This is a genomic window from Bradyrhizobium sp. AUGA SZCCT0222 (assembly GCF_018130205.1).
GTDB lineage: Bacteria > Pseudomonadota > Alphaproteobacteria > Rhizobiales > Xanthobacteraceae > Bradyrhizobium.
This window is the reverse complement of record NZ_JAFCLX010000003.1, coordinates 95158-120664: the sequence shown is the minus strand read 5'-3', so window position 1 is coordinate 120664 and position 25507 is coordinate 95158. Positions and strand designations below refer to the sequence as shown.

Below are 25507 nucleotides of genomic sequence, written 5' to 3'. Positions count from 1 at the left end.
CTCCGCCACCAATGGACGTTACCTCTGCCATTTGGGGACGCCCATGCTCGCCCGTGACCAACGCACCCCGTTCTCGGAATGGTGGTGGACCGTGGATAGACTGCTGCTCGCGGCGATTATCGCGCTGGTCGTGGGCGGCGTCATCCTGTCGCTGGCGGCGAGCCCGCCGGTGGCGACAAGGATCGGGCTCGATCCCTTCCACTTCTTCAACCGGCACGTGATGTTCCTGCTGCCGTCCTTCATCGTGCTGATCGGGGTATCCTTTATGTCCCCGAAACACATCCGTCGCGGGGCGCTCTTGGTATTTGCGGTCTCGATCGTGCTGATCGTGGCGACGCTGGTGTTCGGCGCCGAGGTCAAGGGTTCGCGGCGCTGGATCACGCTGCTCGGCGTCAACATCCAGGCCTCCGAATCCGCCAAGCCCGCTTTCGTCGTGATCGCGGCATGGCTGTTTGCGGAATCGACCAAGCGTCCGGAGATGCCGGCGACCTCGATGGCGATGGTGCTGTTGTTGATGCTGGTGTCGCTCTTGGTGATGGAGCCGGATTTCGGCCAGACCATGCTGATCCTGATGGTGTGGGGCGCGCTGTTCTTCATCGCGGGCATGCGGATGATCTGGGTGGCCGGTCTTGCCGGCGCCGCCGCAGCCGGATTGTTCGGCGCGTATCTCCTGGTGCCGCACGTCGCGCACCGCATCAAACGCTTCATGAATCCCGGCTCGGGCGATACGTTCCAGCTCGACATGGCGATGGATGCATTCTGGAACGGCGGCTGGTTCGGGCTCGGGCCCGGCGAAGGCATCGCCAAGCGCAGCCTGCCGGACAGCCACACCGACTTCGTGTTCGCGGTGGCGGCGGAAGAGTTCGGCATCATCCTGTGCCTGGCGCTGGTGGCATTGTTCGCCTTTGTCGTGATCCGCACATTGCTGCGCGCCTATGCCAGCGAGGACATGTTCTCCCGGTTTGCCGCTTCCGGCCTCGCCATCCTGTTCGGCGTGCAGGCCGCCATCAACATGGCGGTCAATTTGCAGCTGATCCCCGCCAAGGGCATGACGCTGCCGTTCATCTCCTATGGCGGCTCCTCGTTCCTCTCGCTGGCTTACGGCGTCGGCATGATGCTGGCGCTGACGCGGCAGCGGCCGCGCACCGAGATCGAGTCGCAGAACAATGCCAATTCGGTGCGGAGTTACGCGTAGGCGCTGAAGCTTCCTCCTCGTCATTGCGAGGAGAAGCGACGAAGCAATCCACCCATCCGTTATGCAGCGCTATGGATTGCTTCGCTGCGCTCGCAATGACGGCTGATTGGCTATAGAAGAATTCCCATGAATACTTCACCTCTGATCCTACTTGCGGCCGGCGGCACCGGCGGCCATTTATTTCCGGCCGAAGCGCTCGGCGTCGAGCTGATCAAACGCGGTTTTCGCGTCCGGCTCGCGACCGACGCCCGCGCGTTGCGCTACAGCGGCTTGTTCTCCAGGGCCAATGACAATATCGACGTGGTGCCGAGCGAGACTGTGCGCAGCCGCAACCCGATCTCGCTGGCGCGCACCGCTGTCATGCTCGGCTATGGCGGCCTCATAGCGCTGAACCTGGTGCGGCGGCTGAAGCCATCAGCCGTGATCGGCTTCGGCGGCTATCCGACGCTGCCGCCGCTGATGGCGGCCAGATGGCTCGGCGTGCCCAGCCTCATTCACGACGCCAACGCGGTGCTCGGCCGCGCCAACCGGTTTCTCTCAAGCCGCGTCAACGCGATCGCGACCTCGCTGCCGGGCGTGCTCGATCGCGATCCGGCGCTGGCAAGCAAGGCAACGACGGTGGGCACGCCGATGCGTCCGGCGATCCTGGCCGCCGCCGCCATACCCTTTGCTTCGCCGGAGGCGAACGGACCGCTTCGCCTGCTGGTGGTCGGCGGCAGCCAGGGCGCGCGCGTGATGAGCGACATCGTGCCACCGGCGATCGAACGGCTGGAGCCGGTGCTGTGGAGCCGGCTGATCCTGACGCAACAGGTGCGGGAAGAAGACATGGCGCGGGTGCGCGCGATCTATGACCGGCTCAAGATCAACGCCGAGCTCGCGCCGTTCTTCACGGATTTGCCGGCGCGGCTGGCTTCCAGCCATCTGGTGGTCTCGCGCTCCGGCGCCGGCACGGTGGCCGAACTCGCCGCGATCGGCCGGCCCTCGATCCTGGTGCCGCTGCCCGGCGCGATCGATCAGGACCAGTTCGCCAATGCCGGCGTGCTGGCCAAGGTCGGCGGCGCGCTGCGCATCGCGCAGGCGGAGTTCACGCCGGACCGCCTGGCTTCCGAAATTTCCGCATTCGCCGCCGAGCCGGCGAAGCTGACCGAGATGGCCGCCGCCTCCCGCACCGTGGGCAGGCTGGACGCTGCCGAGCGGCTGGCCGATCTGGTGCAGAAAGTTGCCGGAATCTAGGCGGAAAAAGCCCTTGTCATGCCCCGCGAAAGCGGGGCATCCAGTACGCTGCGCCGCTGATTGGACACACTGGCGGCGCGGAGTACTGGATCGCCCGCTTTTGCGGGCGATGACGCCGAGGAACGAACCATGAGACTGCCGCGCGAGATCGGACCCATCCACTTCGTCGGGATCGGCGGCATCGGCATGAGCGGCATCGCCGAGGTTTTGTGCAATCTCGGCTATACCGTGCAGGGCTCGGACGCCTCTGAAAGCGGCAACGTCACGCGGCTGCGCGACAAGGGCATATCAGTCTCGGTCGGCCACAAGGCCGAGAATGTCGACGGCGCCGACGTGGTGGTGGTCTCGACCGCGATCAAGCGCGACAATCCCGAACTGATGGCGGCGCGGGCCCAGCGGATTCCCGTGGTGCGCCGCGCCGAAATGCTGGCCGAGCTGATGCGGCTGAAAAGCTGCGTCGCGATCGCCGGCACCCATGGCAAGACCACCACCACCACGATGGTGGCTACGCTGCTCGACGCCGGCGACCTCGATCCGACCGTGATCAATGGCGGCATCATCAATGCCTATGGCTCCAACGCGCGATTGGGCGCGGGCGACTGGATGGTGGTGGAGGCCGACGAGAGCGACGGCACGTTCCTGAAGCTGCCGTCCGATGTCGTGATCGTCACCAACATCGATCCCGAGCATCTCGATCACTTCAACACTTTCGAGGCGATCCAGGATGCATTCCGCAATTTCGTCGAGAACGTGCCGTTCTACGGCTTTGCCGTGATGTGCACCGATCATCCTGTGGTGCAGACCCTCGTCGGCAAGATCGAGGATCGCCGCATCATCACCTATGGCGAGAACCCGCAGGCCGATGTGCGGCTGGTTGACCTCACGCCGATGGGCGGCGGCTCGAAATTCAAGGTCGTGTTCCGCAACCGCAAGACCGGCGCGACGCATGAGATACCCGACATCATGCTGCCGATGCCGGGACGCCACAACGCATCGAATGCGACGGCGGCGATCGCGGTGGCGCATGAACTCGGCATTTCCGACGAGGTGATCCGCAAGGCGATGGCGGGTTTTGGCGGCGTCAAGCGGCGCTTCACCAAGACCGGCGAATGGAACGGCGTCACCATCATCGACGATTACGGCCATCACCCGGTCGAGATCGCAGCGGTGCTGAAGGCGGCGCGCGAATCCACCAACGGCAAGATCGTCGCCGTGGTGCAGCCGCATCGCTTTACCCGGCTGCAATCGCTGTTCGAGGAATTTTGTACCTGCTTCAACGACGCCGATGCGGTCGTCGTCGCCGAAGTCTATCCGGCGGGCGAGGCGCCGATCGAGGGAATCGATCGCGACCATTTCGTGCTCGGCCTGCGCGCGCACGGCCATCGCGAGGTGATTCCGCTGCAAAATTCTTCCGAACTGGCCAAGGTGGTCAGCGGCATCGCTGATAATGGCGACTACGTGGTCTGCCTCGGCGCCGGCAACATCACGCAATGGGCCTACGCGCTGCCCGGCGAATTGAAGGCGCTGGGTTAGACGTGGCAACATTCCCCGACATCACCCCCGATCTCAAGGCCGCGATGCCCGACCTGCGCGGGCGGCTGCTGGCGAACCAGTCGCTGGCGGAGCTGACCTGGTTTCGCGTCGGTGGTCCGGCGCAGGTGTTGTTCACGCCGTCGGATGAAGATGATCTCGCGTACTTCCTGAAAAAACTGCCGAACGAATTGCCGGTCTATGTCGTCGGCGTCGGCTCCAACCTGATCGTGCGCGATGGCGGCATTCCCGGCGTCGTGATCCGCCTGTCGCCGCGCGCGTTCGGCGAGACCCGGGCCGATGGCGACGTCGTGGTCGCAGGCACCGCCGCGCTCGACAAGCGGGTGGCGGAAACCGCGGCATCCGCCACTATCGGCGGCATGGAATTCTTGTTCGGCATTCCCGGCACGATCGGCGGCGCGCTGCGCATGAATGCCGGCGCCAATGGCAGCGAGACCAAGGACGTCCTGATCGAGGCCACCGGCATCGGCCGTGACGGCACGAAACATGCCTTCAGCAATACCGACATGAAGTTCGTCTATCGCAACAGCGGCGTTGATCCTTCCATCATCTTCACCTCCGCACGTTTCCGCGGCGCCATTGCCGCGCCCGAAGCCATCCGGGCGCGGATGGAGGAAGTGCAGACCCATCGCGAGACCGCGCAGCCGATCCGCGAAAAGACGGGGGGATCGACCTTCAAGAACCCGCCCGGCAACAGCGCCTGGAAGCTGATCGACGCCGCCGGGTGCCGCGGCCTGCGCGTCGGCGGCGCCCAGGTGTCGGAAATGCACTGCAACTTCCTCATCAATAACGGCAACGCGACCGGGCATGACATTGAAACGCTGGGCGAAACCGTGCGTGCGCGGGTTAAGGAAAACTCCGGAATCGAGTTACACTGGGAAATCAAGCGGATCGGAATTCCAACATAGTCGTCATTCCGGGGCGCGCGAAGCGCGAACCCGGAATCTCGAAATGATATAGGCAAGAGAGATTCCGGGTCTGCTCCTTCGGAGCATCCCGGAATGACGAAAGAGCAGGGCAAGGCTGATGCGGATTACCATTCTCTTCGGCGGCACCAATAAGGAGCGGCTGGTCTCGGTGGCGAGCGCACAGGCGCTGCATCGTGCCTTGCCGGAGGCGGATCTGTGGTTCTGGCACGTCGCCGACACCGTGCACGACGTGAAGTCGGAAACCCTGCTCAATCACCAGCGTCCGTTCGAGGACGAGTTCGACCCCGGCAATCGCGGCATCGCATTCGAAGCGGCGCTCGATAAAGCGAAAGCCGAAGATCGTGTGCTGGTGCTCGGCCTGCACGGCGGCCGGGCGGAGAACGGCGAACTGCAGGCGATGTGCGAGCTGCGCGGCATTCCCTTCACCGGGTCCGGCTCGGCGTCCTCAAATCTGGCCTTCGACAAGACCGCGGCCAAGCGCTTTGCGGCGATTGCGGGCGTGGAGACGCCGGTAGGCATCGCGCTTGATGATATCGACGCCGCGTTCGCCGAATACGGCAAGCTGATTGCGAAACCGGCGCGGGACGGATCGAGCTACGGCCTGATCTTCGTCAACGCCAGGCAGGACCTCGTCGCGGTCCGCAACGCCGCCAAGACAGAGGACTATCTGATCGAGGCATTCGTTTCCGGCACCGAAGCCACCTGTGGCGTGCTGGAGCGATCCGACGGCACCATCATGGCGCTGCCGCCGGTCGAAATCATTCCGGGTGAGGGCGCGTTCGACTACACGGCAAAATACCTGCTCAAATCGACCCAGGAGATCTGCCCGGGCCGGTTTTCGCCCGAGATCACCGCTGCCCTGATGGATCAGGCGCACCGGGCGCACCGGGCACTGTCATGCAGCGGCTATTCGCGGAGCGATTTCATCGTCTCGGCCAAGGGGCTGGTCTATCTCGAGACCAACACCTTGCCGGGGCTGACCGCCGCCTCGCTCTATCCGAAGGCGCTGAAGGCCCAGGGAATCGATTTTTCCGATTTCCTGCGCGACCAGATCGTACTGGCCGAAAAGCGTGTCGACAGGCGGGGGTGATTCGCCGAGTTAATGCGTCAGGTGAGGGAACCCACCCGGCCCGGATGAAATATTACTAAAATCCTAACCAATGCCCGGCAAACTACTCACAAGGCTGCTCAAAACACGCCGCTGACCGGTCAGATTTACCCTTTGTTTACCAGGAAGTCCGAAGGTTAACGCTGGCGGCGCATGTGGCGCTTGGCTGCCGGGGCGTAAGCTGTTGCGGATTTCCGCTTCGCCGATCGCATCGAGGGAAAAATGGCCTCCTCACAACCGAGGTCTTAACCCATCCCGGCATCACCGAGACATCACGTGCGCCAGAGCCCGCAAGCCTTTTTGCGGGAACAACTTTTTGACGAGCTCGTGCAATGGATGGTGCAGGACGCCTCGCTCGATCGCTGCGATCGCTGGGGCCCCAAGCTGACCTGAAAGCCGCCGCTATCGGAGCGGTCGTGCTGTTGCGCGAGCGGCTGGGCCTGCGCGCCCGCGTGCGGGCGAAGCGGGTAATCGACCGCGAGCCGCCGCATCGCCTGATCCTGTGGCTCGAACGTTACCTCCCCAATCGTGCCGGCGTCGCCCTGACCGTGCTGATGCTGCTCGGCAGCGCCTCGCTTGGTGTCGTCAAGGGCGGCCATGTCGACGAGTTCGTCGGTGCGCTCAGCGATACCCGCAACGCGCTGGCGAATTCGGCCGGCTTCCGCATCACCGAGGTGGCCATCAACGGCCGCAAGCAGCTGAGCCAGGATGAAGTGCTCGCGATCGGCGGCGTCAACGGCCGCTCATCGCTGCTGTTCCTCGATGCCGCCACCGTGCGCGACAAGCTCAAGACCAATCCCTGGATATCGGACGCCGCGATCCTGAAGCTTTATCCCGGCCGGCTGCAGATCGACATCGTCGAGCGTACCGCGTTCGCGCTGTGGCAGCAGGACGGCCGGCTGTCCGTCATCGCCGAGGATGGCGCGGTGCTCGAACCCTATATGTCGCGGCGCTTCATCTCGCTGCCGCTGGTGGTGGGCAAGGGCGCCGCCGATAAGGCGCGGGACTTCCTGGCGCTGCTGGATCGCTATCCGCAGGTCCGCAGCGTGACCAAGGCGGCGATCTATGTCGGCGAACGGCGCTGGAACCTGCGCCTCAAGGACGGTCTCGATATCCGCCTGCCGGAACATGACGTCGGCAATGCGCTGGCGCTGCTGAGCAAGCTCGACAAGGAGGACAGGCTGTTCTCCCGCGACATCGTCGTGGTCGACATGCGCCTGCCGGACCGGCTGACGGTGCTGTTGTCCGAAGACGCGGCGAAGGCCCGCGAGGAACTGTTCAAGGACAAGAAGACCAAGAAAAAAGCCGGTGACGCAGCATGACCGGCCTCGATCGCAACCAGACCCCGAAGACGCGGCCGATGGCGCAGAAGCGCACCGCGCTGGTGGCCTCGCTCGACATCGGCACCAGCAAGATCGCCTGCATGATCGCACGGCTGAAGCCGTCGCCGCCGAACGAGGCACTGCGCGGCCGCAGCCACGCGGTCGAGCTGATCGGTTACAGCCAGATCCAGTCGCGCGGCGTCAAGGCCGGCGCCGTGGTCGATCTTGCCGAATGCGAACAGGCCGTGCGCCAGGCGGTGGCGCTGGCCGAACGCATGGCCAAGGTCCGCGTCGAATCCGTCTTGCTGTCGGTCTCCGGCGGCCGGCTGCAGGGCCAGCTGGTCGAAGCCGCCGCCGATATCAGAGGCGGCTCGGTCACCTCGGAAGATGTCACCCGCGTGACGTCCACCGGCATGCGCCACGCCACCGGCGAAGGCCGCACCGTGCTGCATGCGCTGCCGGTCGGCTACACGCTGGATGGCGTCAAGGGCATCCGCGATCCCCGCGGCATGGTGGCGCGGCAGTTCGGCGTCGACATGAACGTCGTGACGGCGGATGCGACGGTGGCCAAGAACCTGATGCTGGTGGTCGAGCGCTGCCACCTCAACGTCGAGGCCATGGCGGCAAGTCCTTATGTGGCCGGCCTTTCGGTCCTCACCGACGACGAAGCCGACATCGGCGCCGCCGTGGTCGAGATGGGCGCCGGATCGACCACGATCGCGACCTATTCGGCCGGACGCTTCGTGCACGCCTCGGGGTTTGCGGTCGGCGGGCAACACATGACGATGGATCTTGCGCGCGGCGTCGGTGCATGCATTGCGGATGCCGAGCGAATCAAGACCTTATACGGCACCGTGCTGACCGGCGGGTCAGACGCGCGCGAGCTGATGTCCGTACCCACCGCAGGCGATGACGCGCGCGATGCGCCGCAGATCGTCTCGCGCGCCACGATCGCGAACATCGTCCGGCATCGCGCCGAGGAGATCTTTGAAATGGTCCGGGACCGGCTCGCGGATTCCCCCTTTGCGGCAGAGCCGCGGGCGCGGGTTGTCCTGAGCGGCGGCGCGTCCCAGCTCACCGGCACCGTCGAGCTTGCCACCCGCATTCTCAACCGGCCGGTCCGGATCGGCCGCCCGCTCGGCTTCGGCCGGCTGCCCAATGAGGCCAAGAGCGCTTCGTTCGCGGTGCCCGCGGGCCTTCTGGTCTATCCGCAATACGCACACCTTGAACACGTCGAACCGCGGCATACGCGGCAGCTCAGGACAGGGACTGACGGCTATTTCGGAAGGGTCGGACGATGGCTGCGAGAGGGCTTCTGATGACCGGTTTTCATACCAAACGACATTCACAAACTCCTGCACCAACTCCTGCACCCACTCCCGCGGCCGTCGGCCGGGGCGAACCAACGCGCGCGTATTAATCGAGAGGCAACCATGGCACTCAATCTGACACCCCCTGACATCAGCGAGCTGAAACCGCGGATCACCGTCTTCGGCGTCGGTGGAGCAGGCGGCAATGCCGTCAACAACATGATCACTGCCGGGTTGCAGGGCGTCGATTTCGTCGTCGCCAATACCGACGCGCAGGCGCTGACCATGTCCAAGGCCCAGCGCATCGTGCAGATGGGCACGCAAGTGACCCAGGGCTTAGGCGCCGGATCGCAGCCCGATGTCGGTGCGGCCGCGGCCCAGGAGGTCATCGACGAGCTCCGCGATCATCTGACCGGCGCCAACATGGTGTTCGTCACCGCCGGCATGGGCGGCGGCACCGGCACCGGTGCAGCCCCCGTGATCGCCAAGACCGCGCGCGAGATGGGCATCCTCACCGTCGGCGTGGTGACAAAGCCGTTCCACTTCGAAGGCCAGCGCCGCATGCGCACCGCCGAGTCAGGCATTGCCGAACTGCACAAGGTGGTCGACACGCTCCTGATCATCCCGAACCAGAACCTGTTCCGGGTCGCCAACGAAAAGACCACCTTCGCCGACGCCTTTGCGATGGCCGACCAGGTGCTCTATTCGGGCGTCGCCTGCATCACCGACCTGATGGTCAAGGAAGGCCTGATCAACCTCGACTTCGCCGACGTCCGCGCCGTGATGCGTGAGATGGGCAAGGCGATGATGGGCACCGGCGAAGCCACCGGCGAGAAGCGCGCGCTGACCGCGGCGGAAGCCGCGATCGCCAACCCGCTGATCGACGATAGCTCGATGAAGGGTGCGCGCGGCCTGTTGATCTCGATCACCGGCGGCAAGGACCTGACCCTGTTCGAAGTCGACGAAGCCGCAACCCGCATCCGCGAGGAAGTCGACCAGGACGCCAACATCATCGTCGGCGCGACCTTCGACGAAAACCTCGACGGCGTGATCCGCGTCTCCGTCGTTGCCACCGGCATCGAACAGGCGCTGATCGCACGCAACGCGGCAGCGCCTGCCGCTGTCGTGACCAACGCGCCCGCCTCGACGCCGGACACCCGTCTGGCCGATCTGACCGCACGGCTGCGTGCTGACAACCAGCGCCTTGCCGACCGCGCCCAGAAGCTCGAGGCGCCCGTGCAGCAGGCCTCGCCACCCCCGGTTCCCGCCGCCGCCCCGCAGCAACGCGCGTCCAACAGCGTCGAGCGTGCCGCGCTCGCCGCCATTGCCGCGGCCGTCGCCCCGGAAGTGCCGCAGGCCCAGGCGCCGTTGCAGCCCGGCTCCTATGGCGACGTCACGGTTCGCCCGATTGCCCAGAAGCCGACGCTGTTCCCGGATCACAACGAGGCAGCCCGCGCCGAGCCGGAAGCGCAGGCAGCGTTGCCGGAGACCTTCATCCCGCAGGCGGCCGAACGTCCGCCCGCCCGCAGCCCGCGGATGCCGAAGTTCGAGGACCTTCCGATGACGGCCCAGGCCGAGATCCGGCAGGCCCGCGGCGAGCAGGAAGAAGAGCATCCGCAGAAGGCCCGGCTGTCGCTGCTGCAGCGCCTGGCCAATGTCGGCCTCGGCCGCCGCGACGAAGAGAGCGAGCCGCCGATCGCGGCCCGCGCTTCCGGTCCGGCGATGGCGCCGCTGCCGCCGCTCCCCGAGCGCAAACCGCAGCGTTCCGTCGCCCAGCAGATGGGCAACGAGCCGGTATCAGAGTATGCCCGCCGTCCGGCGCCGCAGGGTCTGGATGTCCATGGCCGCCCCGCACCTGTTGCCGCGCAGCCACAGGGCGACGACCATCTTGATATCCCGGCCTTCCTCCGGCGGCAGTCCAACTGAGGTTTTGTTACAATTCAGGCAACCCAAAAGGCCCCGGCGGTTTCAGCCGGGGCCTTTTTCTTGGGCACGACGAGGGTTCACAGCTTCGTAATCAAGTCACTGATATTAAATGATTAATTATGAATTCCGTGATCTGATGCGGCGGCCGGAACGAGGCCGGACCGCGCCGGAATTTGGTTAAGCCTTGGCGCGAATGCGGCAGAGATAGGGTAACAATCGGTAAAAAAGCGTGAGTTGTGCGCTTGAGGGCAGTGACTATGGTCTGCCGTGACTTGGGGATACCGGAAGCAGATTCGACGCGAAAGCGGACCTTTTCTGTCTGAAGGTATAAGTCGGGTAGTGGGCGATTATCGAATGAAGTTCAGCCGTCAGACAACGCTTCGGTCGCAAGCCACCGTGACGGGTGTCGGCGTTCATTCTGGTTTACCTGTTAATCTGACTATCGGACCTGCGCCTGTCGACGCAGGTTTTATTTTTGTCCGCACCGGTCTGGACGATGCCGACCGTGAAGTTCCCGCCATCGCTGATTCGGTGATTGCGACCGACTTTGCGACCGTACTCGGCGACCGCCAGGGCCCGCTCGTTTCCACCGCCGAGCACGTGCTTGCTGCGCTGCGGGGCATGGGTGTCGATAACGCCACCATCGAAGTCGACGGCCCGGAAGTTCCGATCATGGACGGCAGCGCGGCTGCCTTCGTCGCCGCCATCGATCAGGCAGGCATCGTGACCCAGTCCGCCGCGCGCCGTTTCATCCAGGTGCTGAAGCCGGTGCAGGTCGCAATCGGTGATTCCTTCGGCGAACTGCGCCCTTATGCCAACGGTTTCCGTGCCGAGGTCGAGATCGACTTCGCCAATCCGGTGATCGGCCGCCAGAGCTATTCGCTCGATCTGAGCCCCGAAAGCTTCCGCCGCGAGATTTCCCGCGCCCGGACCTTCGGCTGCATGAATGACGTGGCGCGGCTCTGGAGCGCCGGTTTCGCGCTCGGCGCGTCCTTTGAGAATTCGGTGGTGTTCGACGAGACCCGTCTGCTCAACACCGAAGGCCTGCGCTACAGCGACGAATGCGCCCGCCACAAGGTGCTGGACGTGATCGGCGATCTCGCGCTGGCCGGCCTGCCGCTGCTCGGCGCCTACCGGTCGTCGCGTGGCGGCCACAAGCTCAACCACGCGGTGCTGACGGCCCTGATGGCCGATCGCAGCGCTTGGCGGGTGGTCGAGGCCGAACCGGCACGCCGCCCCCGCGTCGAAGCCGGCGCCGGAATGGTCGGCGGTATGGTCGCCCCGGCCTATGGCCCGGACGTGTCCTGACTTTCGTTTTCGAAATGTCCTGACTTTCGATTTCGAAATGTCCTGACTTTCGTTTTCGAAATGTCCTGAAGCTCGCCTTTCCGGCCGCCCATTCCAATTTCCGTAGTAACCACAATTAGTAACGATGGTGTCTTGCCGCCTTAATCCGGGCGAAATGCCTGCGTATTCGGTTGGTTAAGGACCATTTTTCGGCTAGATAGGCCCGCGGTTGTAAGCTAGGGCGCCACAAATACTGAGCGCTTGGGAATATGGGGCCGAGGAATATTGGGCTTGGGAATATTGCGTTCATGACCGCGGTTCATGGATGGACGGGCTCAACCACCAACCGCACCGCTACCAACTGCGTAGCTACAACTGCGTAAAAGGCGTCAGGTCTCACATTTCATGTCGGCACAGCGTATGACGCTCGAACCATGCAAATCAGCGGGTATTTCTCGCCTTCATCGGGCAGCCCGGTCGCTCCGGCTGGCGGCGGGCCTGATCGCGCTGGCTGTCCCCTTGAGCGGATGCGGCACCGGTTCGCTGTGGGACAAGTTCACCGCCAAGGACGACACCTTCATCGAGGAGCCCGCGGACAAGCTCTACAATGAGGGCTTGTACCTGATGAACCAGCGCAAGGATGCGAAGGCGGCGACGAAGAAATTCGAAGAGGTCGACCGCCAGCATCCCTATTCCGACTATGCGCGCAAATCGCTGCTGATGTCGGCGTACTCGTTCTACTCAGCCGGCGACTATGACGGCTGCATTGGCGCGGCGACCCGTTACGTCACGCTGCATCCGGGCAGCCCCGACGCCGCCTACGCGCAATATCTGATCGCGGCTTCCCATTATGACCAGATCCCGGATATTTCGCGCGATCAGGGGCGCACCGAAAAGGCGATCGCCGCGCTCGAAGAGGTGATTCGCAAATATCCGACCTCGGAATACGCCACCAGCGCCAAGGCCAAGCTCGAAGGCGGGCGTGACCAGCTTGCCGGCAAGGAAATGGATGTCGGCCGCTATTACATGAAAAAGCGCGACTACACCGCGGCGATCAATCGCTTCAAGACCGTGGTCACCCGCTACCAGACCACGCGCCATGTCGAGGAGGCGCTGTTCCGCCTCACCGAGGGCTATATTGCGATCGGCATCGTCGGCGAAGCGCAAACCGCCGCCGCCGTCCTTGGGCACAATTTTCCTGACAGTCGCTGGTACAAGGACGCCTATAATCTAGTAAAGTCCGGCGGTCTCGAGCCGAGCGAGAATCAGGGTTCCTATATTTCCAGGGCCTTCAAGAAGATGGGTCTCGGCTAGGAATTTAGTTCGCATGCTGGCCCGTCTGTCGATCCGTGACATCGTCCTGATCGAACGGCTCGATATCGAGTTTTCCCGTGGCCTCGCGGTGCTGACCGGGGAGACCGGCGCGGGCAAATCCATCCTGCTCGATGCCTTCGCGCTGGCGCTCGGCGGCCGCGGCGACGCCGGGCTGGTCCGCCATGGCGTGGAGCAGGGACAGGTCACCGCAACCTTCGACGTGCCCAAGGGCCATCCGGCCGCAAAAATCCTTTCCGAAAACGGCCTCGACGATACCGGTGAAATGATCCTGCGCCGCGTGCAGCTTGCCGACGGCCGCACCCGCGCCTTCATCAACGATCAGTCGATCAGCGTGCAGACGCTCAAGGCCGTCGGTGCCGCGCTGGTCGAGATCCACGGCCAGCACGACGAGCGTGCGCTGGTCGATGCCTCGACCCACCGGCAACTGCTCGACGCCTTCGCCGGGCTGGAAAAGGACGTGGCCGCGCTGGAAACGCTGTGGGATGCCAGGCGCACCGCCAACGCCGCGCTCGACGCCCACCGCGCCGGCATGGAGCGCGCCGCCCGTGAAGCCGACTACCTCCGCCACGCCTCCGACGAATTGAAAGCGCTGCGGCCCAGGGAAGGCGAGGAGACCCTGCTCGCCGAACGCCGCACCACGATGATGCAGGGCGAAAAGATCGCCAGCGACCTGCGCGAGGCGCAGGAGGCCGTCGGCGGCAACCATTCGCCGGTGCCGGCGCTGGCGGCCGCGGTGCGGCGGCTGGAACGCCGCGCCGCCAATTCGCCCGCGCTGGTCGAGCCCGCGGTCAAAGCGATCGATATCGCGATCAACGCGCTGGAGGAGGCCGATCAGCATCTGAGCGCTGCGCTGATTGCCGCCGATTTCGATCCGGCCGAGCTGGAGCGGATCGAGGAGCGGCTGTTCGCGCTGCGCGCCGCCTCGCGCAAATATTCGACGCCGGTCGAGGGGCTGGCGGCGCTGGCCGCGAAATATGCCTCCGACGTCGCGCTGATCGATGCCGGCGCGGACCAATTGAAGAAGCTGGAAGCCGCCGCTGATGAAGCCGACAGGCGCTATGCTGCCGCAGCAACCAAACTCTCCGCCGCCCGCGCCAAAGCTTCGGAAAAGCTCAACAAGGCCGTCAACGCCGAACTGGCGCCGCTGAAGCTCGAGCGCGCAAAATTCATGGCGCAGGTCGAGACCGACGCCGCATCGCCGGGCCCGCAGGGCATCGATCGCATCGAGTTCTGGGTCCAGACCAATCCCGGCACCAAGCCGGGGCCGATGATGAAGGTCGCCTCCGGCGGCGAGCTGTCGCGCTTTTTGCTGGCGCTCAAGGTGGTGCTGTCCGACCGCGGCTCGGCGCCCACGCTGGTGTTCGACGAAATCGATACCGGCGTCGGCGGTGCGGTGGCGGACGCCATCGGCGCCCGGTTGGCGCGGCTTGCCGGCAAGGTGCAGGTGATGGCGGTGACGCACGCGCCGCAGGTCGCCGCGAGAGCCAACCATCATCTGTTGATTTCCAAGGACGCGATGGACAAGGGCAAGCGCGTCGCCACCCGCGTCAACGCGCTCGCCGCCGACCACCGCCGCGAGGAAATCGCGCGGATGCTGGCAGGCGCGGAGATCACCGCGGAAGCGAGAGCCGCCGCCGACCGGCTGCTGCGCGCGGCGACGGCGTGATTTCACTCCGTCATTCCGGGGCGCGAAGCGAACCCGGAATCTCGAGATTCCAGGTTCGATGCTTCGCATCGCCCCGGAATGACGAAGTTAGGTACAGATCGACTCGTACAAATCTTTCCAAAGCGGATTTTGTGCTTCGATCAGCGCGACCTTCCATTCTCGTTTCCATTTCTTTATCTCTTTTTCGCGCGTAATCGCGGAAACAGGATCGTCGTAGATTTCGAACCAAACGAGTCGTGTGATATTGTATCGTGAAGCAAAACCAGCGACGGCCTTTATGCGATGCTCGTATATCCGGCGTACGATGTCGTTGGTCACACCAATATAGATCGCTCCATCCTTTCTGCTCGCGATGAGATAGACGTAGTAGCTCATGATTGTCGCTCACAACCTCAGGAAACCGTCATTCCGGGGCGTGCGTAGCACGAACCCGGAATCTCGAGATTCCGGGTCTGGTCCTTCGGACCATCCCGGAATGACGGGCTAAATCTTTATCATGGTAGCAAAATCAAAACCCAAAACCCTCGTTGACGTCGCCAAGCTGACCAAGGCCCAGGCCAAGATCGAGTTGATGCGACTGGCGCTGGAGATCGAGGCGCATAACGAGCGCTACTACCAGAAAGACGCGCCGACCGTCTCGGATGCCGCTTATGACGCATTGCGTCAGCGGCTGGAGGCGATCGAGGCAAAGTTTCCCGATCTGGTCACCACAGATTCGCCGACGCAAAAAGTCGGCGCGGCGCCGGCGCGCGGGTTCGCAAAAGTGCAGCACGCCGTTGCCATGCTGTCGCTCGGCAACGCCTTCAGCGATGAGGACGTCACCGAATTCGTCGATCGCGTCAGGCGCTTCCTCAAGCTCGATGCCGATCATATTCCGGCGCTGGTCGCGGAACCGAAGATCGACGGCCTGTCGCTGTCGCTGCGCTACGAGAACGGCGAACTGGTCCGCGCAGCTACCCGCGGCGACGGCTTTACCGGCGAGGACGTCACCGCCAATGTCCGCACCATCAAGGATATTCCGCACACGTTGAAGGGCCGCAGCATTCCGGCGGCCTGCGAAATGCGCGGCGAAGTTTACATGCTCAAGAAGGATTTTCTCGAGCTGAACAAGAAGCAGGCGGAAGCTGACGATACGGTGTTTGCCAATCCGCGCAATTCGGCGGCGGGCTCGCTGCGCCAGAAGGATGTTTCGATCACCGCGTCGCGGCCGCTGAAATTCTTTGCCTATACCTGGGGTGAGATGAGCGAGCGGCCGGCCGATACGCAGCACGGCATGCTGGAGTGGATGGACAAAGCCGGCTTTGTCGTCAATCCGCGGACCGAGCTTTGCAAGAACGTCGACGACGTTCTCAAATTTTACAGCAAGATCGGCGAGGAGCGCGCCACGCTCGGATATGACATCGACGGCGTGGTCTACAAGGTCGACCGGCTCGACTGGCAGGATCGCCTCGGTTTCGTGTCGCGCAGCCCACGCTGGGCGATCGCGCACAAATTCGCGGCCGAGCAAGCGACCACGATCCTCAACGGCATCGACATCCAGGTCGGCCGCACCGGCGCGCTGACGCCGGTGGCGCGGCTCGAGCCGGTCACCGTCGGCGGCGTCGTCGTCTCCAACGCGACGCTGCACAATGAGGATTACATCAAGGGCATCGGCAACGACGGCAATCCGATCCGCGACGGCGTCGACCTGCGCATTGGCGACACTGTCGTCGTTCAGCGCGCCGGCGACGTGATCCCGCAGGTCGTCGGCGTCGTCATGGACAAGCGGCCGAAGAACGCAAAGCCGTACAAATTTCCGGAGGTTTGTCCGGTGTGCGGCAGCCATGCGGTGCGCGAGGAAGACGAGGCGGTGCGGCGCTGCACCGGCGCCCTGATCTGCCCGGCGCAGGCGACAGAGCGGCTGAAGCATTTCGTCTCGCGGCTGGCGTTCGATATCGACGGCCTCGGCGACAAGCAGATCCAGGAGTTCTACGAGGAAGGCCTCGTGATGTCGCCGGTCGATATCTTCACGCTGCAGAAGCGTGACGCCCGCTCCACCAGCAAGCTGATGCAACGCGAGGGCTATGGCGAGACCTCGGTGCGCAACCTGTTCAACGCGATCGACGCCCGCCGCAGCATCGAGCTGCACCGTTTGATCTACGGGCTCGGTATCCGTCACGTCGGTGAGGGCAATGCCAAGTTGTTGGCGCGGCATTACCACACGATCGATAATTTTCGCGAGGCGATGCTGGCGGCCGCCAAGGGCACGAAGGATGACGAGAACACCACCGAGGCCTATCAGGACCTCAACAATATCGGCGGTATCGGCGAGATCGTGGCTGAAGCCGTTGTCGAGTTCTTTGCCGAACCGCGCAATGTGAAGGCGCTCGGCGAACTCCTGCGCGAGATCGAGGTGAAGGCGGCCGAACGGCCGCGCAAGAGTTCGCCGGTCTCGGATAAGACCGTGGTGTTCACGGGTTCATTGACCAAATTCACCCGCGACGAAGCCAAGGCGGTGGCGGAACGTCTCGGCGCCAAGGTCGCGGGCTCGGTGTCGAAGAAGACGGACTATGTCGTTGCCGGCGAGGATGCCGGCTCCAAGCTGACCAAGGCGCGTGAGCTGGGCGTGGCCGTGCTGACCGAAGATGAGTGGCTGACGCTGATCGGGGAGTGATGGCTCTCTCTCGTCATTCGGGGGCGTGCGAAGCACGAGCCCGGAATCCATCGGACCGCACGCGCTGTCGCTCAATGGATTCCGGGCTCTCGCTTCGCGAGCCCCGGAATGACGGCTTAATTTGATGTCGTCCTCTCCGCGTCATTGCGAGCGGAGCGAAGCAATCCATATTGCTCCAAGCCGAGCCATGGATTGCTTCGCTGCGCTCGCAATGACGGAGAGATGCGACAAAACGACCCGACGGGCAAATCAGTTCCGATTTACGGAAATCGTGTCAAGCCCTGAAATAAAAAATATTTCTGTTTACCAGAAGGAAAATCAGGTGCATATGTTTGGCCATCCCGTCCTACTCAGAAGGGCGTCGGCCGTCGTCACGGACGTTGGGCGGGTTGCGGTGGACGCTGGTTTGCGCTGAGACGACGGCGTGGACGGGCGTACGGCAAAACCGTGTGGTCCTGGCGCCCGTTGCAGGCGTCAAGCTGTCGGAGAAGCGCAAGCGGGAACGGTAGCGACGGAGTCAACCAAGAACTCGTCTCCGGGGAGATCACGGCATAAGCCGTAAAGCCATTGCGCAGGGAAGGCCGGGTGTTCACCGCTGCCCTGTATGCTCGTGTGCACCTTGTTTTGTGCAAACCGCACACGAGACCGCGGGTGCAGCGCGCACCCGGTCTTCCCTGCGCCCTCTGTTACTGAGGGCGGGAAGTTTCTGGAAAAGCTCGGGCGCAACGCGTCGCGAGATCGCGAAACTGTGTTCCCGTCATCCTGAGGTGCGAGCGAAGCGAGCCTCGAAGGATGAATCGGCCACAGCTGGGCCGTCGTCCTTCGAGGCGCGCAAGAGCGCGCACCTCAGGATGACGGATTGAGATTAAGCGCTCCCAGAGACGCCAATGATTGAACCGAGAAGCCGCGGCGTACTGGGTCCCCCGCTTTCGCGGAGGACGACAGGATCGAGTGGAGTCGCACTATCCCTCGTCATTGCGAGCGCAGCGAAGCAATCCATGCATCCGTTATGCCGAGACGTGGATTGCTTCGCTTCGCTCGCAATGACGCGGAGGCGCTCACGGCCCCTTCCTTCGCGGCACGATGAAGATCATGGTCGAGGCGCAGGCGATCGAGATCGCGAAGATCGCGGCGGTGAGCGGCAGCGTCGTGGCGGAATGGCCGCCGAGATAGGCGCCGAACTGCGACACCAGCGAGCCGATCCCCATCTGCAAAAATCCCATCGCGCCGGATGCGGTGCCGGCGGCTTCGGGGCGGACGCTGAGCGCGCCGGCGGCCGAGTTCGACATCACGAAGGCATTGGCGAACATCACGATCATCTGGGTGCCGAACAGGAAGGACGGCGCCTGGTTGGTCCCCGCAACACTCCATGCCAGATTGAGCAGGCTGCCGCCGAGCTGCAGCGCCAGCCCGAACCAGATCAGCTTCTCCAGCTGATAGCGCGGCGAAAAGCGCACGCAGAAGAGATTGCCGACCAGATAGGCGAAGCCGGTGGTCGCAAACCATGCGCCATATTCGGCGCTGCTGCGGCCCATTTGGGTGACCACGACATAGGGTCCGCCACCGGCGAAGGCAAAAATGATCTGCGAGGCCAGCACCTGGCACAGCGCGTAGCCGATGAACGCCCGCGACGTGATCAGGCCGCCGACATCGCGGCGAAAGCTGCTGCCGGCGGCGCGCTCGCGGCGGGTTTCCGGCAGCATGATCGCGATGCCCACCGTGATCGTCAGCGATGCTGCCGTGATCAGATAGAAGATCGCGCGCCAGCCGAACGCGGTTTCCAGGAGGCCGCCGGTCAGCGGGCTCAGCATCTGCGCGATCATCATGACCGCGATGACGAGACTGATCATGGAGCTGATGCGGTCGCGGCTGTAGAGATCGCGGATGATGGCGCGGCTGACCACCATGCCGGTGGCGCCGCCAAGCGCCTGCAAAAAGCGCGCGGCGATCAGTTGCGGCAGGGTCTCGGCGAAGATGCAGCCAACGCTTGCCGCGACCATCAGGGCGAGCCCGCACAGCAGCACCGGGCGGCGTCCGAAGCGGTCCGACAGCGGCCCCATGATGATCTGCGAGCAGGCGATGCCGACCATGAACAGCGACACCGTCATCTGCGCGATCGAAATATCGCGCCCGAACGTCGTCGCCAGCACGGGCAGCGCCGGCACCAGCAGGTACAGCGAGATCGGGGCGACGCCCGTCATCGCGACGAGCATCAGCAGCATCATCTTCGACGTCGCGACGCCGCCGGTGTCGCCAGTAGCACCGGGCGGCTTGCCCATCACGCCATGCATTCAGGTCCGATCCGTTTGTGTGAATGGGACTGTAGCGGGATGGCTCACGGCGAATACGGCCGTTTCGGCATGCGGCTATGCCGGGATCGCTTGCTCCGTCATTCCCCGATGCGCTATTGCGCATCTGAGGGCGCGAAGCGAACCCGGAATCTCGAGATTCCCCGATGTGCAATTGCACATCTGAGGTTCGATGCTTCGCATCGCCCCGGAATGACAGCCGCCTACAGCGGCAGCAGCGCTGCCGTCGCGTCGTCCAGCCACAGCTTGGTCGCGTTGTCATCGAGGTGCGGTCGTACCTCGCGGTTGACGCGCTCGTGGTAGTCGTTCAGCCATTTCAGTTCGGTCGGGCTCAGCATGTGCACGTCGATCAGGCGGCGGTCGATCGGGGCCAGCGTCAGCGTCTCGAACGCGTTGATCGGCTTTTCGGCGCCGGCAACGTCGGTGCCGACGACCAGTTCGAGATTTTCGATCCGGATGCCGTAAGCGTCCGTCTTGTAGTAGCCGGGTTCGTTGGACAGGATCATGCCGCGCTTCAGCGGCGTGGTGCCGAGCTTGGAAATCCGCGCCGGGCCCTCGTGCACCGACAGATAGCTGCCGACGCCGTGGCCGGTGCCGTGCTCGAAATCGAGGCCGGCGGCCCAAAGATATTGCCGCGCGAAGCTGTCGAGCTGGGCGCCGGTGGTGCCGTCGGGGAAGACCGCGCGCGCGATCGCGATGTGGCCGCGCAGCACCCGGGTGAAGCGGTCGCGCATTTCGTCCGTCGGCTCGCCGATCGCGATGGTGCGGGTGACGTCGGTGGTGCCGTCTTCATATTGCGCGCCGGAATCGATCAGCAGCAGGTCGCCGGACGAAATCCGCCGGTTGCTCTTGCGGGTGACGCGGTAATGCACGATGGCGCCGTTCGGCCCGGTGCCGGCAATCGTGGGAAACGAAACGTCCTTCAGGGCGCAGGTCTGGCGGCGGAAGGTCTCCAGCGCCTCGACGGTGTCGATCTCGGTCAGCGCGCCCGACGGCGCCTCGCGGTCGATCCAGGCCAGAAACCGCGTCAGCGCCACCGCGTCGCGCTGATGCGCGGTGCGGGTGCCTTCGATCTCGGTGATGTTCTTCACCGCCTTCAACAGACTGACGGGATCGCTGCCGCGCACCGGCTTGCCGCCGGCGGCCGCGATCATGCGGCTCAACGCGTCGGCCGCGGTGGCGCTGTCGAGGGCGACTGCGGCGCCCTTTTGCGAAAGTTCGGTCAGCATCGGCGTCAGCGCGCCGGGCTCGCGGACGTCGGCGGAGTGTTCGAGATGGTCGCGCGTGAGGTTCGAGAGCTTGCGGTGGTCGATGAAGATGGTGGGACGGCCGTCCTTCGGCACCAGCGCGTAGGACAACGGCAGCGGCGTGTGCGAGACATCGGCGCCGCGGATGTTGAAAGTCCAGGCCACCGCGTGCGAATCCGACAGCACCAGCGCCTCGACGCCGAGTTTTGCGATCTCCAGCCGGATGCGCTTGAGCTTCTCGGCTTCGATCTCGCCGGAATACTGCGCGCCGTGAATGGCGACCGGGCCGAGCGGCGGCGCGGGGCGTTCGGTCCACACCGCGTGGAGCGGGTTGTTGTCCACCGCGACCAGCTCCGCGCCGGCCTTGGCGCAGGCCGCCGCCAGCCGCTCGGCTGCCGCCGACGTGTGCAGCCATGGGTCAAAACCGAGGCGATCGCCGGCGGCAAGATGCTTGGCCAGCCAGTGCTCCGGCGGCGGATCGGCCAGCGGCTCGATATGCCAGGCCTTGCGGTCGACCTGCTTGGTGGCCTGCAGCGTGTAGCGGCCATCGACGAAAACAGCGGCTTCCTTGGTCAGGACGGCGGCCATGCCGGCCGAGCCGGTGAAGCCGGTGAGCCAGGCCAGCCGCTCTTCCGACGGCGGCACATATTCATTTTGCTGCTGATCGGCGCGGGGAATCACGAACCCCGTCAGCTTGCGCCGCGCCAGTTCCTCGCGGAAGGCGGCCAGCCGTGCGGCCAGCGCCACGCCGCTTTCGAGGTCTTCGAATGTCTGGAAATGGGCTTCGAACATGGCCGGGTCACTCAGGGGTTGGGTGCAGGTCCGCACAACATAGCCATAATTTGGCATAATCTGTGCTTCAATATCCATGTCCGCGTTAGATCGGACGGAACGGTTTGCCGGGCAAGCCGTTCACGTGATGCTACCAGGGGAAATTCCAGGAGTGTTTCATCTCAACGAAGAGGGGATACACGATGCCTGCCTTTATGTTTGAGAAGATCTCGCCGCCCGTCCGCCGCAGCCCGGCCCCTCCGATCGCCAACAAGAAGCAGCGTGGCGTCATCGTCCAGATGCTGGATCGGTTCGCTCTGGCGCGCGTCAAACGTACCAAGCAGGCAGAAGAAAAGGGCGTCATCGCCCGCTACAAGCCCCCTGAATGAGTTTCTAGCCCGCGTTGCGCAGCAGCAGGCTGCTCCAGCCTTCGATGCGCAGATGCCGCACCGGGACCAGGCCCCGCGCACGATAAGCGGCGATCACCGAAGCCGCTTGCGGCGTCAGCAGTCCCGACAGGATAACCAGCGCCGATGGTGCCAGATGCCGCGCCATCGGCGCTGCCAATTGCCGCAACGGATTGGCGAGGATATTCGCCAGCACCAGATCGAACGGGCCGGCCTGCGCGAATTGCGGCGCCGAGAAGCCGGTGGCAGGGATCGCCTGCACCAGATGTCCGGTTTGGTTCAGCCGGGCGTTTTCCTGCGCAACCCGCACCGAGAGCGGATCGATGTCGCTGGCCAGCACGTTCTCCTGCAGCGCCTTGGCCGCCGCGATCGCCAGCACGCCGGTGCCGGTGCCGAGGTCGAGCACGCGCCGAGGGCGGTGCGCTTTGAGGACATGATCGAGCAGCAGCAGGCAGCCGCGCGTGGTGCCGTGGTGGCCGGTGCCGAACGCCAGCGCCGCCTCGATCTCGATGCCGATCTTGTTGGATGGCACCCGCGCGCGGTCGTGGTGGCCGTGCACGACGAAACGCCCGGCCGGGACCGGGACGAGGTCCTCGAGCGTGGCCTTGACCCAGTCCTTGGCCTCGACCGTGTCGAAGGCGATATTCTTGGCGATGTCTGCGCCGGCGGCATTGGTGACGAGTTCGCGCACCAGCGCCTGATCCGGCGCGACGGCAAAATGCACCGAGACATCCCAGCGGCCGCCCGGACCTTCAAACGCGGCGATGGCGGCCTGCCCCTCAAAAAAGACTTCGGTAAGTATATCGACAACCAGCTTGGCGGCGGTCTCGGTGCCGACCGCGAAGGCCGCACGGGAGGTAGCAGGAGTGGAGGTCATTGGGGAACCACGAGAAAACAGCGGGAAGGCTCAAACTTGAGCAAGTTTCAGTTCGTAAGGTCGGGAGAACCTGCCACTGGCAGCGGCCGGCGGAACAGGTTCCGTGGCCTCTCTGAAGTACCCCAATCATGGCTGATCTTGCCAGCCCCATTTCCAGCATAAGCAGCGCGCCAGGTTCGGGTTCGCCGAGGGCGTGGAAGAACTTGGCGAAGCGACAACTGGTGATGTCGCGCTTGCACAGTTTATCGACCCTTGACGCAACGCATATCCACAACGTCATCCACCGGAACATACAGGAGGCTTCCACAGGCGGGCCTGGTTGGTTTGCACCGTCGATGCACCGGTTTCTCCACCGGTGGTCCAACGGTTTTCCACACCTTGTCCACGGCGAAGCGATCGCAATTTTCAAGGCTTGTTAGCCAATTCACCGCCGATTCACAGCGTTTGCTGAGCGGCGCCGCGACCGGGGATGCGGGAACCCGGCGTTAAGCGCGCGCATGCCAGGATCGCTGCCATAAATAAATATTAACAAGGGAGGAATTGAAATGGCCAAGATTACGGCAGTTATTGCAGTCATGTGCGCTGTGTGCGCTTTCGTCAGCTATCCGTCGGCTGAGGAGCGCCGCCAGTCCGCGATGGAGACGATCTCGCCGCTGGCGATGATGCAGACCGCGCGGGTGCTTCCGACCGAAGCCTACGACGCCATCTAGCCACCGAGCAGGGCGCGACACCGGCAACGGTGTTGCGCCCCTCAACCAAACAGCGCGCGGTGATCGCCCAGGATCGCTTTGGCGGCGTTGTGGCCGGGGGCGCCGGTGACGCCGCCGCCGGGATGGGCGCCGGAGCCGCAGTGGTAGAGGCCCTTCAGCGGCCCGCGGTAATCGGCATGGCCCAGCATCGGCCGCGCCGAGAACAACTGGTTCAGCGTCAGCGCGCCGTGAAAGATGTCTCCACCGAGCAGACCGAACTGGCGCTCCAGATCGAGCGGCGACAGCACCTGTCGGCCGACGACGCTTCCCGCAAAGCCCGGCGCATATTTGTCCACCGTCGCGATCATCAGGTCGGCCACTTCCTCAGCGTAGTCGTCCCACGATTTTCCGTCCGGCAATTGCGGCGCGACGTGTTGGCAGAACAGGCTCGCGACATGCTGGCCGGGCGGGCAGAGCGAATCATCGAGCGTCGAGGGGATCAACAGCTCGACCACCGGCTCGCGGCTCCAGCCCCGCTCGCGGGCGTCCTGCCAGGCGCGGTCCATGTAATCGAGACTGGGGGCGAGGATGATCCCGGCCGTGAGATGGTCGCCTTCGCCCGGCAGCGCCGTGAACGAGGGCAGGGCGCTCAGCGCCACATTCATCCGGAAGGTGCCGGAGCCGTTGCGCCAGTGGGTGATGCGATCGAAAAATTCCGGCGCCAGCGCTTCTCGTGGCACCAGCCGCGTGTAGAGCAATTTCGGATTGACGCCGGAGACGACGTATTTCGCGCGCACGGTCTCGCCATTGTCGAGGATGACACCAACCGCGCGGCCGCCTTCGACAATCACCTCGCGCACGCCGGCATCGAGTTCGATGTCGGCGCCATGGCCGCGCGCCGCGCGCGCCATCGCCTGCGTGATCGCGCCCATGCCGCCGATGGCGTGGCCCCACACGCCCTTTTTGCCGTTCACCTCGCCGAACGCATGGTGCAGCATCACGTAAGCCGAGCCTGCCGCGTAGGGGCTGGCGTAATTGCCGACGATGGCGTCGAAGCCGAACAGCGCTTTCACGAGGTCGCTCTCGAAGCGTTCGTCCAGCATCTCGCCGGCCGAGCGCGTGAACAGGTCGAGCAGGCTGCGCTGCTGTTCCAGCGACAGCTTCTTCAGGATGCTGGCGGTGCCGAGCGCGTTGAAAGTCTCGCGGATCGCGCCGAGGCTGAAGCCTTCGACGATGTTCGGCGGGGCGCGCAGCACCAGTTGCCGCAATACATCCGCAATGCCCTCCAGTTCGTGGCCGAACGCATCGATGCGATCGGCGTCGCGCGGGCTCAATCTGGTGACTGAATCCCGGGTGCGGCCTTCGCCGGTGAGGAGATAGCTGCCATCGGGCGCGGGCAGGAAATTCTGCGCGCGGCGTTCGACGATGCGCAGGCCGTGCTCGGCCAGCTTCAAATCGGTGATGATCTGCGGGTTGAGCAGGCTGACGGTGTAGGCGGCCACCGAATTGCGGAATCCCGGGTGGAATTCCTCGGTCACGGCGGCGCCGCCGACCACCTTGCGGCGCTCGACCACTTTCACGCGCAGGCCGGCCATCGCGAGATAGGCCGCGCAGGTGAGGCCGTTATGCCCCGCACCGATGATGACGACGTCCGTTTCGTTCATGTGCGCTTCAAGAAGGTTTGATTAAGCC

19 protein-coding genes and 1 pseudogene are annotated in these 25507 nt (G+C 64.3%); 15 read left to right on the top strand and 5 right to left on the bottom strand.

Annotated elements, in window-relative coordinates; all coding sequences use genetic code 11:
* Positions 1-43 precede the first annotated feature (43 nt).
* The 12 genes and pseudogenes from ftsW to recN all read left to right on the top strand — a co-directional run bounded on the left by ftsW (position 44) and on the right by recN (position 14862).
* Positions 44-1195: a putative lipid II flippase FtsW gene (ftsW, locus tag JQ629_RS03385; RefSeq protein ID WP_212269901.1), complete on the top strand. Its 1152-nt coding sequence runs from the start codon at positions 44-46 to the stop codon at positions 1193-1195.
* A 126-nt stretch (positions 1196-1321) separates the two neighbouring features.
* Positions 1322-2428, top strand: coding sequence for an undecaprenyldiphospho-muramoylpentapeptide beta-N-acetylglucosaminyltransferase (murG, locus tag JQ629_RS03380; RefSeq protein WP_212411181.1), 1107 nt, complete (start codon positions 1322-1324; stop codon positions 2426-2428).
* 129 nt (positions 2429-2557) lie between these two features.
* Entirely contained in the window at positions 2558-3961 is a 1404-nt protein-coding gene (murC, locus tag JQ629_RS03375; protein ID WP_212411180.1) for a UDP-N-acetylmuramate--L-alanine ligase, read from the top strand.
* Positions 3962-4005: 44 nt separating this feature from the next.
* On the top strand, positions 4006-4887 hold the full coding sequence (murB, locus tag JQ629_RS03370; protein ID WP_502752337.1) for a UDP-N-acetylmuramate dehydrogenase: 882 nt from the start codon (positions 4006-4008) through the stop codon (positions 4885-4887).
* Positions 4888-5005: 118 nt separating this feature from the next.
* Positions 5006-5998, top strand: a complete 993-nt coding sequence (locus tag JQ629_RS03365; RefSeq protein ID WP_212411178.1) for a D-alanine--D-alanine ligase family protein — start codon at positions 5006-5008, stop codon at positions 5996-5998.
* A gap of 77 nt (positions 5999-6075) precedes the next feature.
* Positions 6076-6409 (top strand): annotated as a pseudogene (locus JQ629_RS36965) (D-alanine--D-alanine ligase); the annotation flags it as partial.
* Positions 6349-7338, top strand: coding sequence for a cell division protein FtsQ/DivIB (locus JQ629_RS03360; RefSeq protein WP_212411177.1), 990 nt, complete (start codon positions 6349-6351; stop codon positions 7336-7338). The pseudogene JQ629_RS36965 and the gene JQ629_RS03360, both read left to right, overlap by 61 nt.
* Complete coding sequence (ftsA, locus tag JQ629_RS03355) at positions 7335-8657, top strand: cell division protein FtsA (protein ID WP_212269894.1); 1323 nt, start codon at positions 7335-7337, stop codon at positions 8655-8657. Before JQ629_RS03360 ends, ftsA begins: the two co-directional genes overlap by 4 nt.
* 114 nt (positions 8658-8771) lie before the next feature.
* Positions 8772-10574 carry a cell division protein FtsZ gene (ftsZ, locus tag JQ629_RS03350; protein WP_212411176.1) on the top strand — a complete coding sequence of 601 codons (1803 nt, stop codon included), beginning with the start codon at positions 8772-8774 and terminating at the stop codon, positions 10572-10574.
* Positions 10575-10928: 354 nt separating this feature from the next.
* Positions 10929-11882, top strand: a complete 954-nt coding sequence (lpxC, locus tag JQ629_RS03345) for a UDP-3-O-acyl-N-acetylglucosamine deacetylase (RefSeq protein ID WP_212411175.1) — start codon at positions 10929-10931, stop codon at positions 11880-11882.
* A 384-nt stretch (positions 11883-12266) separates the two neighbouring features.
* Positions 12267-13175, top strand: coding sequence for an outer membrane protein assembly factor BamD (locus JQ629_RS03340; protein ID WP_192738059.1), 909 nt, complete (start codon positions 12267-12269; stop codon positions 13173-13175).
* Between the two features lie 13 nt (positions 13176-13188).
* The gene (recN, locus tag JQ629_RS03335; RefSeq protein ID WP_212411173.1) at positions 13189-14862 is read left to right on the top strand and encodes a DNA repair protein RecN; all 1674 of its coding nucleotides are present in this window, start codon (positions 13189-13191) and stop codon (positions 14860-14862) included.
* An 87-nt stretch (positions 14863-14949) separates the two neighbouring features.
* On the opposite strand, the gene JQ629_RS03330 is transcribed toward recN, so the two are convergent.
* A complete protein-coding gene (locus JQ629_RS03330) occupies positions 14950-15237 on the bottom strand; it encodes a GIY-YIG nuclease family protein (protein ID WP_212411171.1) in 288 nt (95 codons plus the stop codon).
* Positions 15238-15358: 121 nt separating this feature from the next.
* Between JQ629_RS03330 and ligA the strand changes: the two genes are divergently transcribed.
* The gene (ligA, locus tag JQ629_RS03325; protein ID WP_212411169.1) at positions 15359-17515 is read left to right on the top strand and encodes an NAD-dependent DNA ligase LigA; all 2157 of its coding nucleotides are present in this window, start codon (positions 15359-15361) and stop codon (positions 17513-17515) included.
* A 1058-nt stretch (positions 17516-18573) separates the two neighbouring features.
* Here the strand turns inward: ligA and JQ629_RS03320 are convergent.
* Complete coding sequence (locus JQ629_RS03320) at positions 18574-19806, bottom strand: multidrug effflux MFS transporter (RefSeq protein ID WP_212411167.1); 1233 nt, start codon at positions 19804-19806, stop codon at positions 18574-18576.
* Between the two features lie 221 nt (positions 19807-20027).
* On the bottom strand, positions 20028-21863 hold the full coding sequence (locus JQ629_RS03315) for an aminopeptidase P family protein (protein ID WP_212411165.1): 1836 nt from the start codon (positions 21861-21863) through the stop codon (positions 20028-20030).
* Between the two features lie 182 nt (positions 21864-22045).
* Between JQ629_RS03315 and JQ629_RS03310 the strand changes: the two genes are divergently transcribed.
* Positions 22046-22231: a hypothetical protein gene (locus JQ629_RS03310; RefSeq protein ID WP_212411163.1), complete on the top strand. Its 186-nt coding sequence runs from the start codon at positions 22046-22048 to the stop codon at positions 22229-22231.
* A gap of 4 nt (positions 22232-22235) precedes the next feature.
* On the opposite strand, the gene JQ629_RS03305 is transcribed toward JQ629_RS03310, so the two are convergent.
* Entirely contained in the window at positions 22236-23126 is an 891-nt protein-coding gene (locus JQ629_RS03305) for a 50S ribosomal protein L11 methyltransferase (RefSeq protein ID WP_212411161.1), read from the bottom strand.
* A 545-nt stretch (positions 23127-23671) separates the two neighbouring features.
* Between JQ629_RS03305 and JQ629_RS03300 the strand changes: the two genes are divergently transcribed.
* Positions 23672-23836 (top strand): hypothetical protein, encoded by a 165-nt coding sequence (locus JQ629_RS03300; RefSeq protein WP_212039014.1) that lies wholly within the window; start codon positions 23672-23674, stop codon positions 23834-23836.
* Positions 23837-23877: 41 nt separating this feature from the next.
* Here JQ629_RS03300 and JQ629_RS03295 read toward each other — a convergent pair whose 3' ends face one another.
* Positions 23878-25479 (bottom strand): phytoene desaturase family protein, encoded by a 1602-nt coding sequence (locus JQ629_RS03295; RefSeq protein WP_212411159.1) that lies wholly within the window; start codon positions 25477-25479, stop codon positions 23878-23880.
* Positions 25480-25507: the final 28 nt, after the last annotated feature.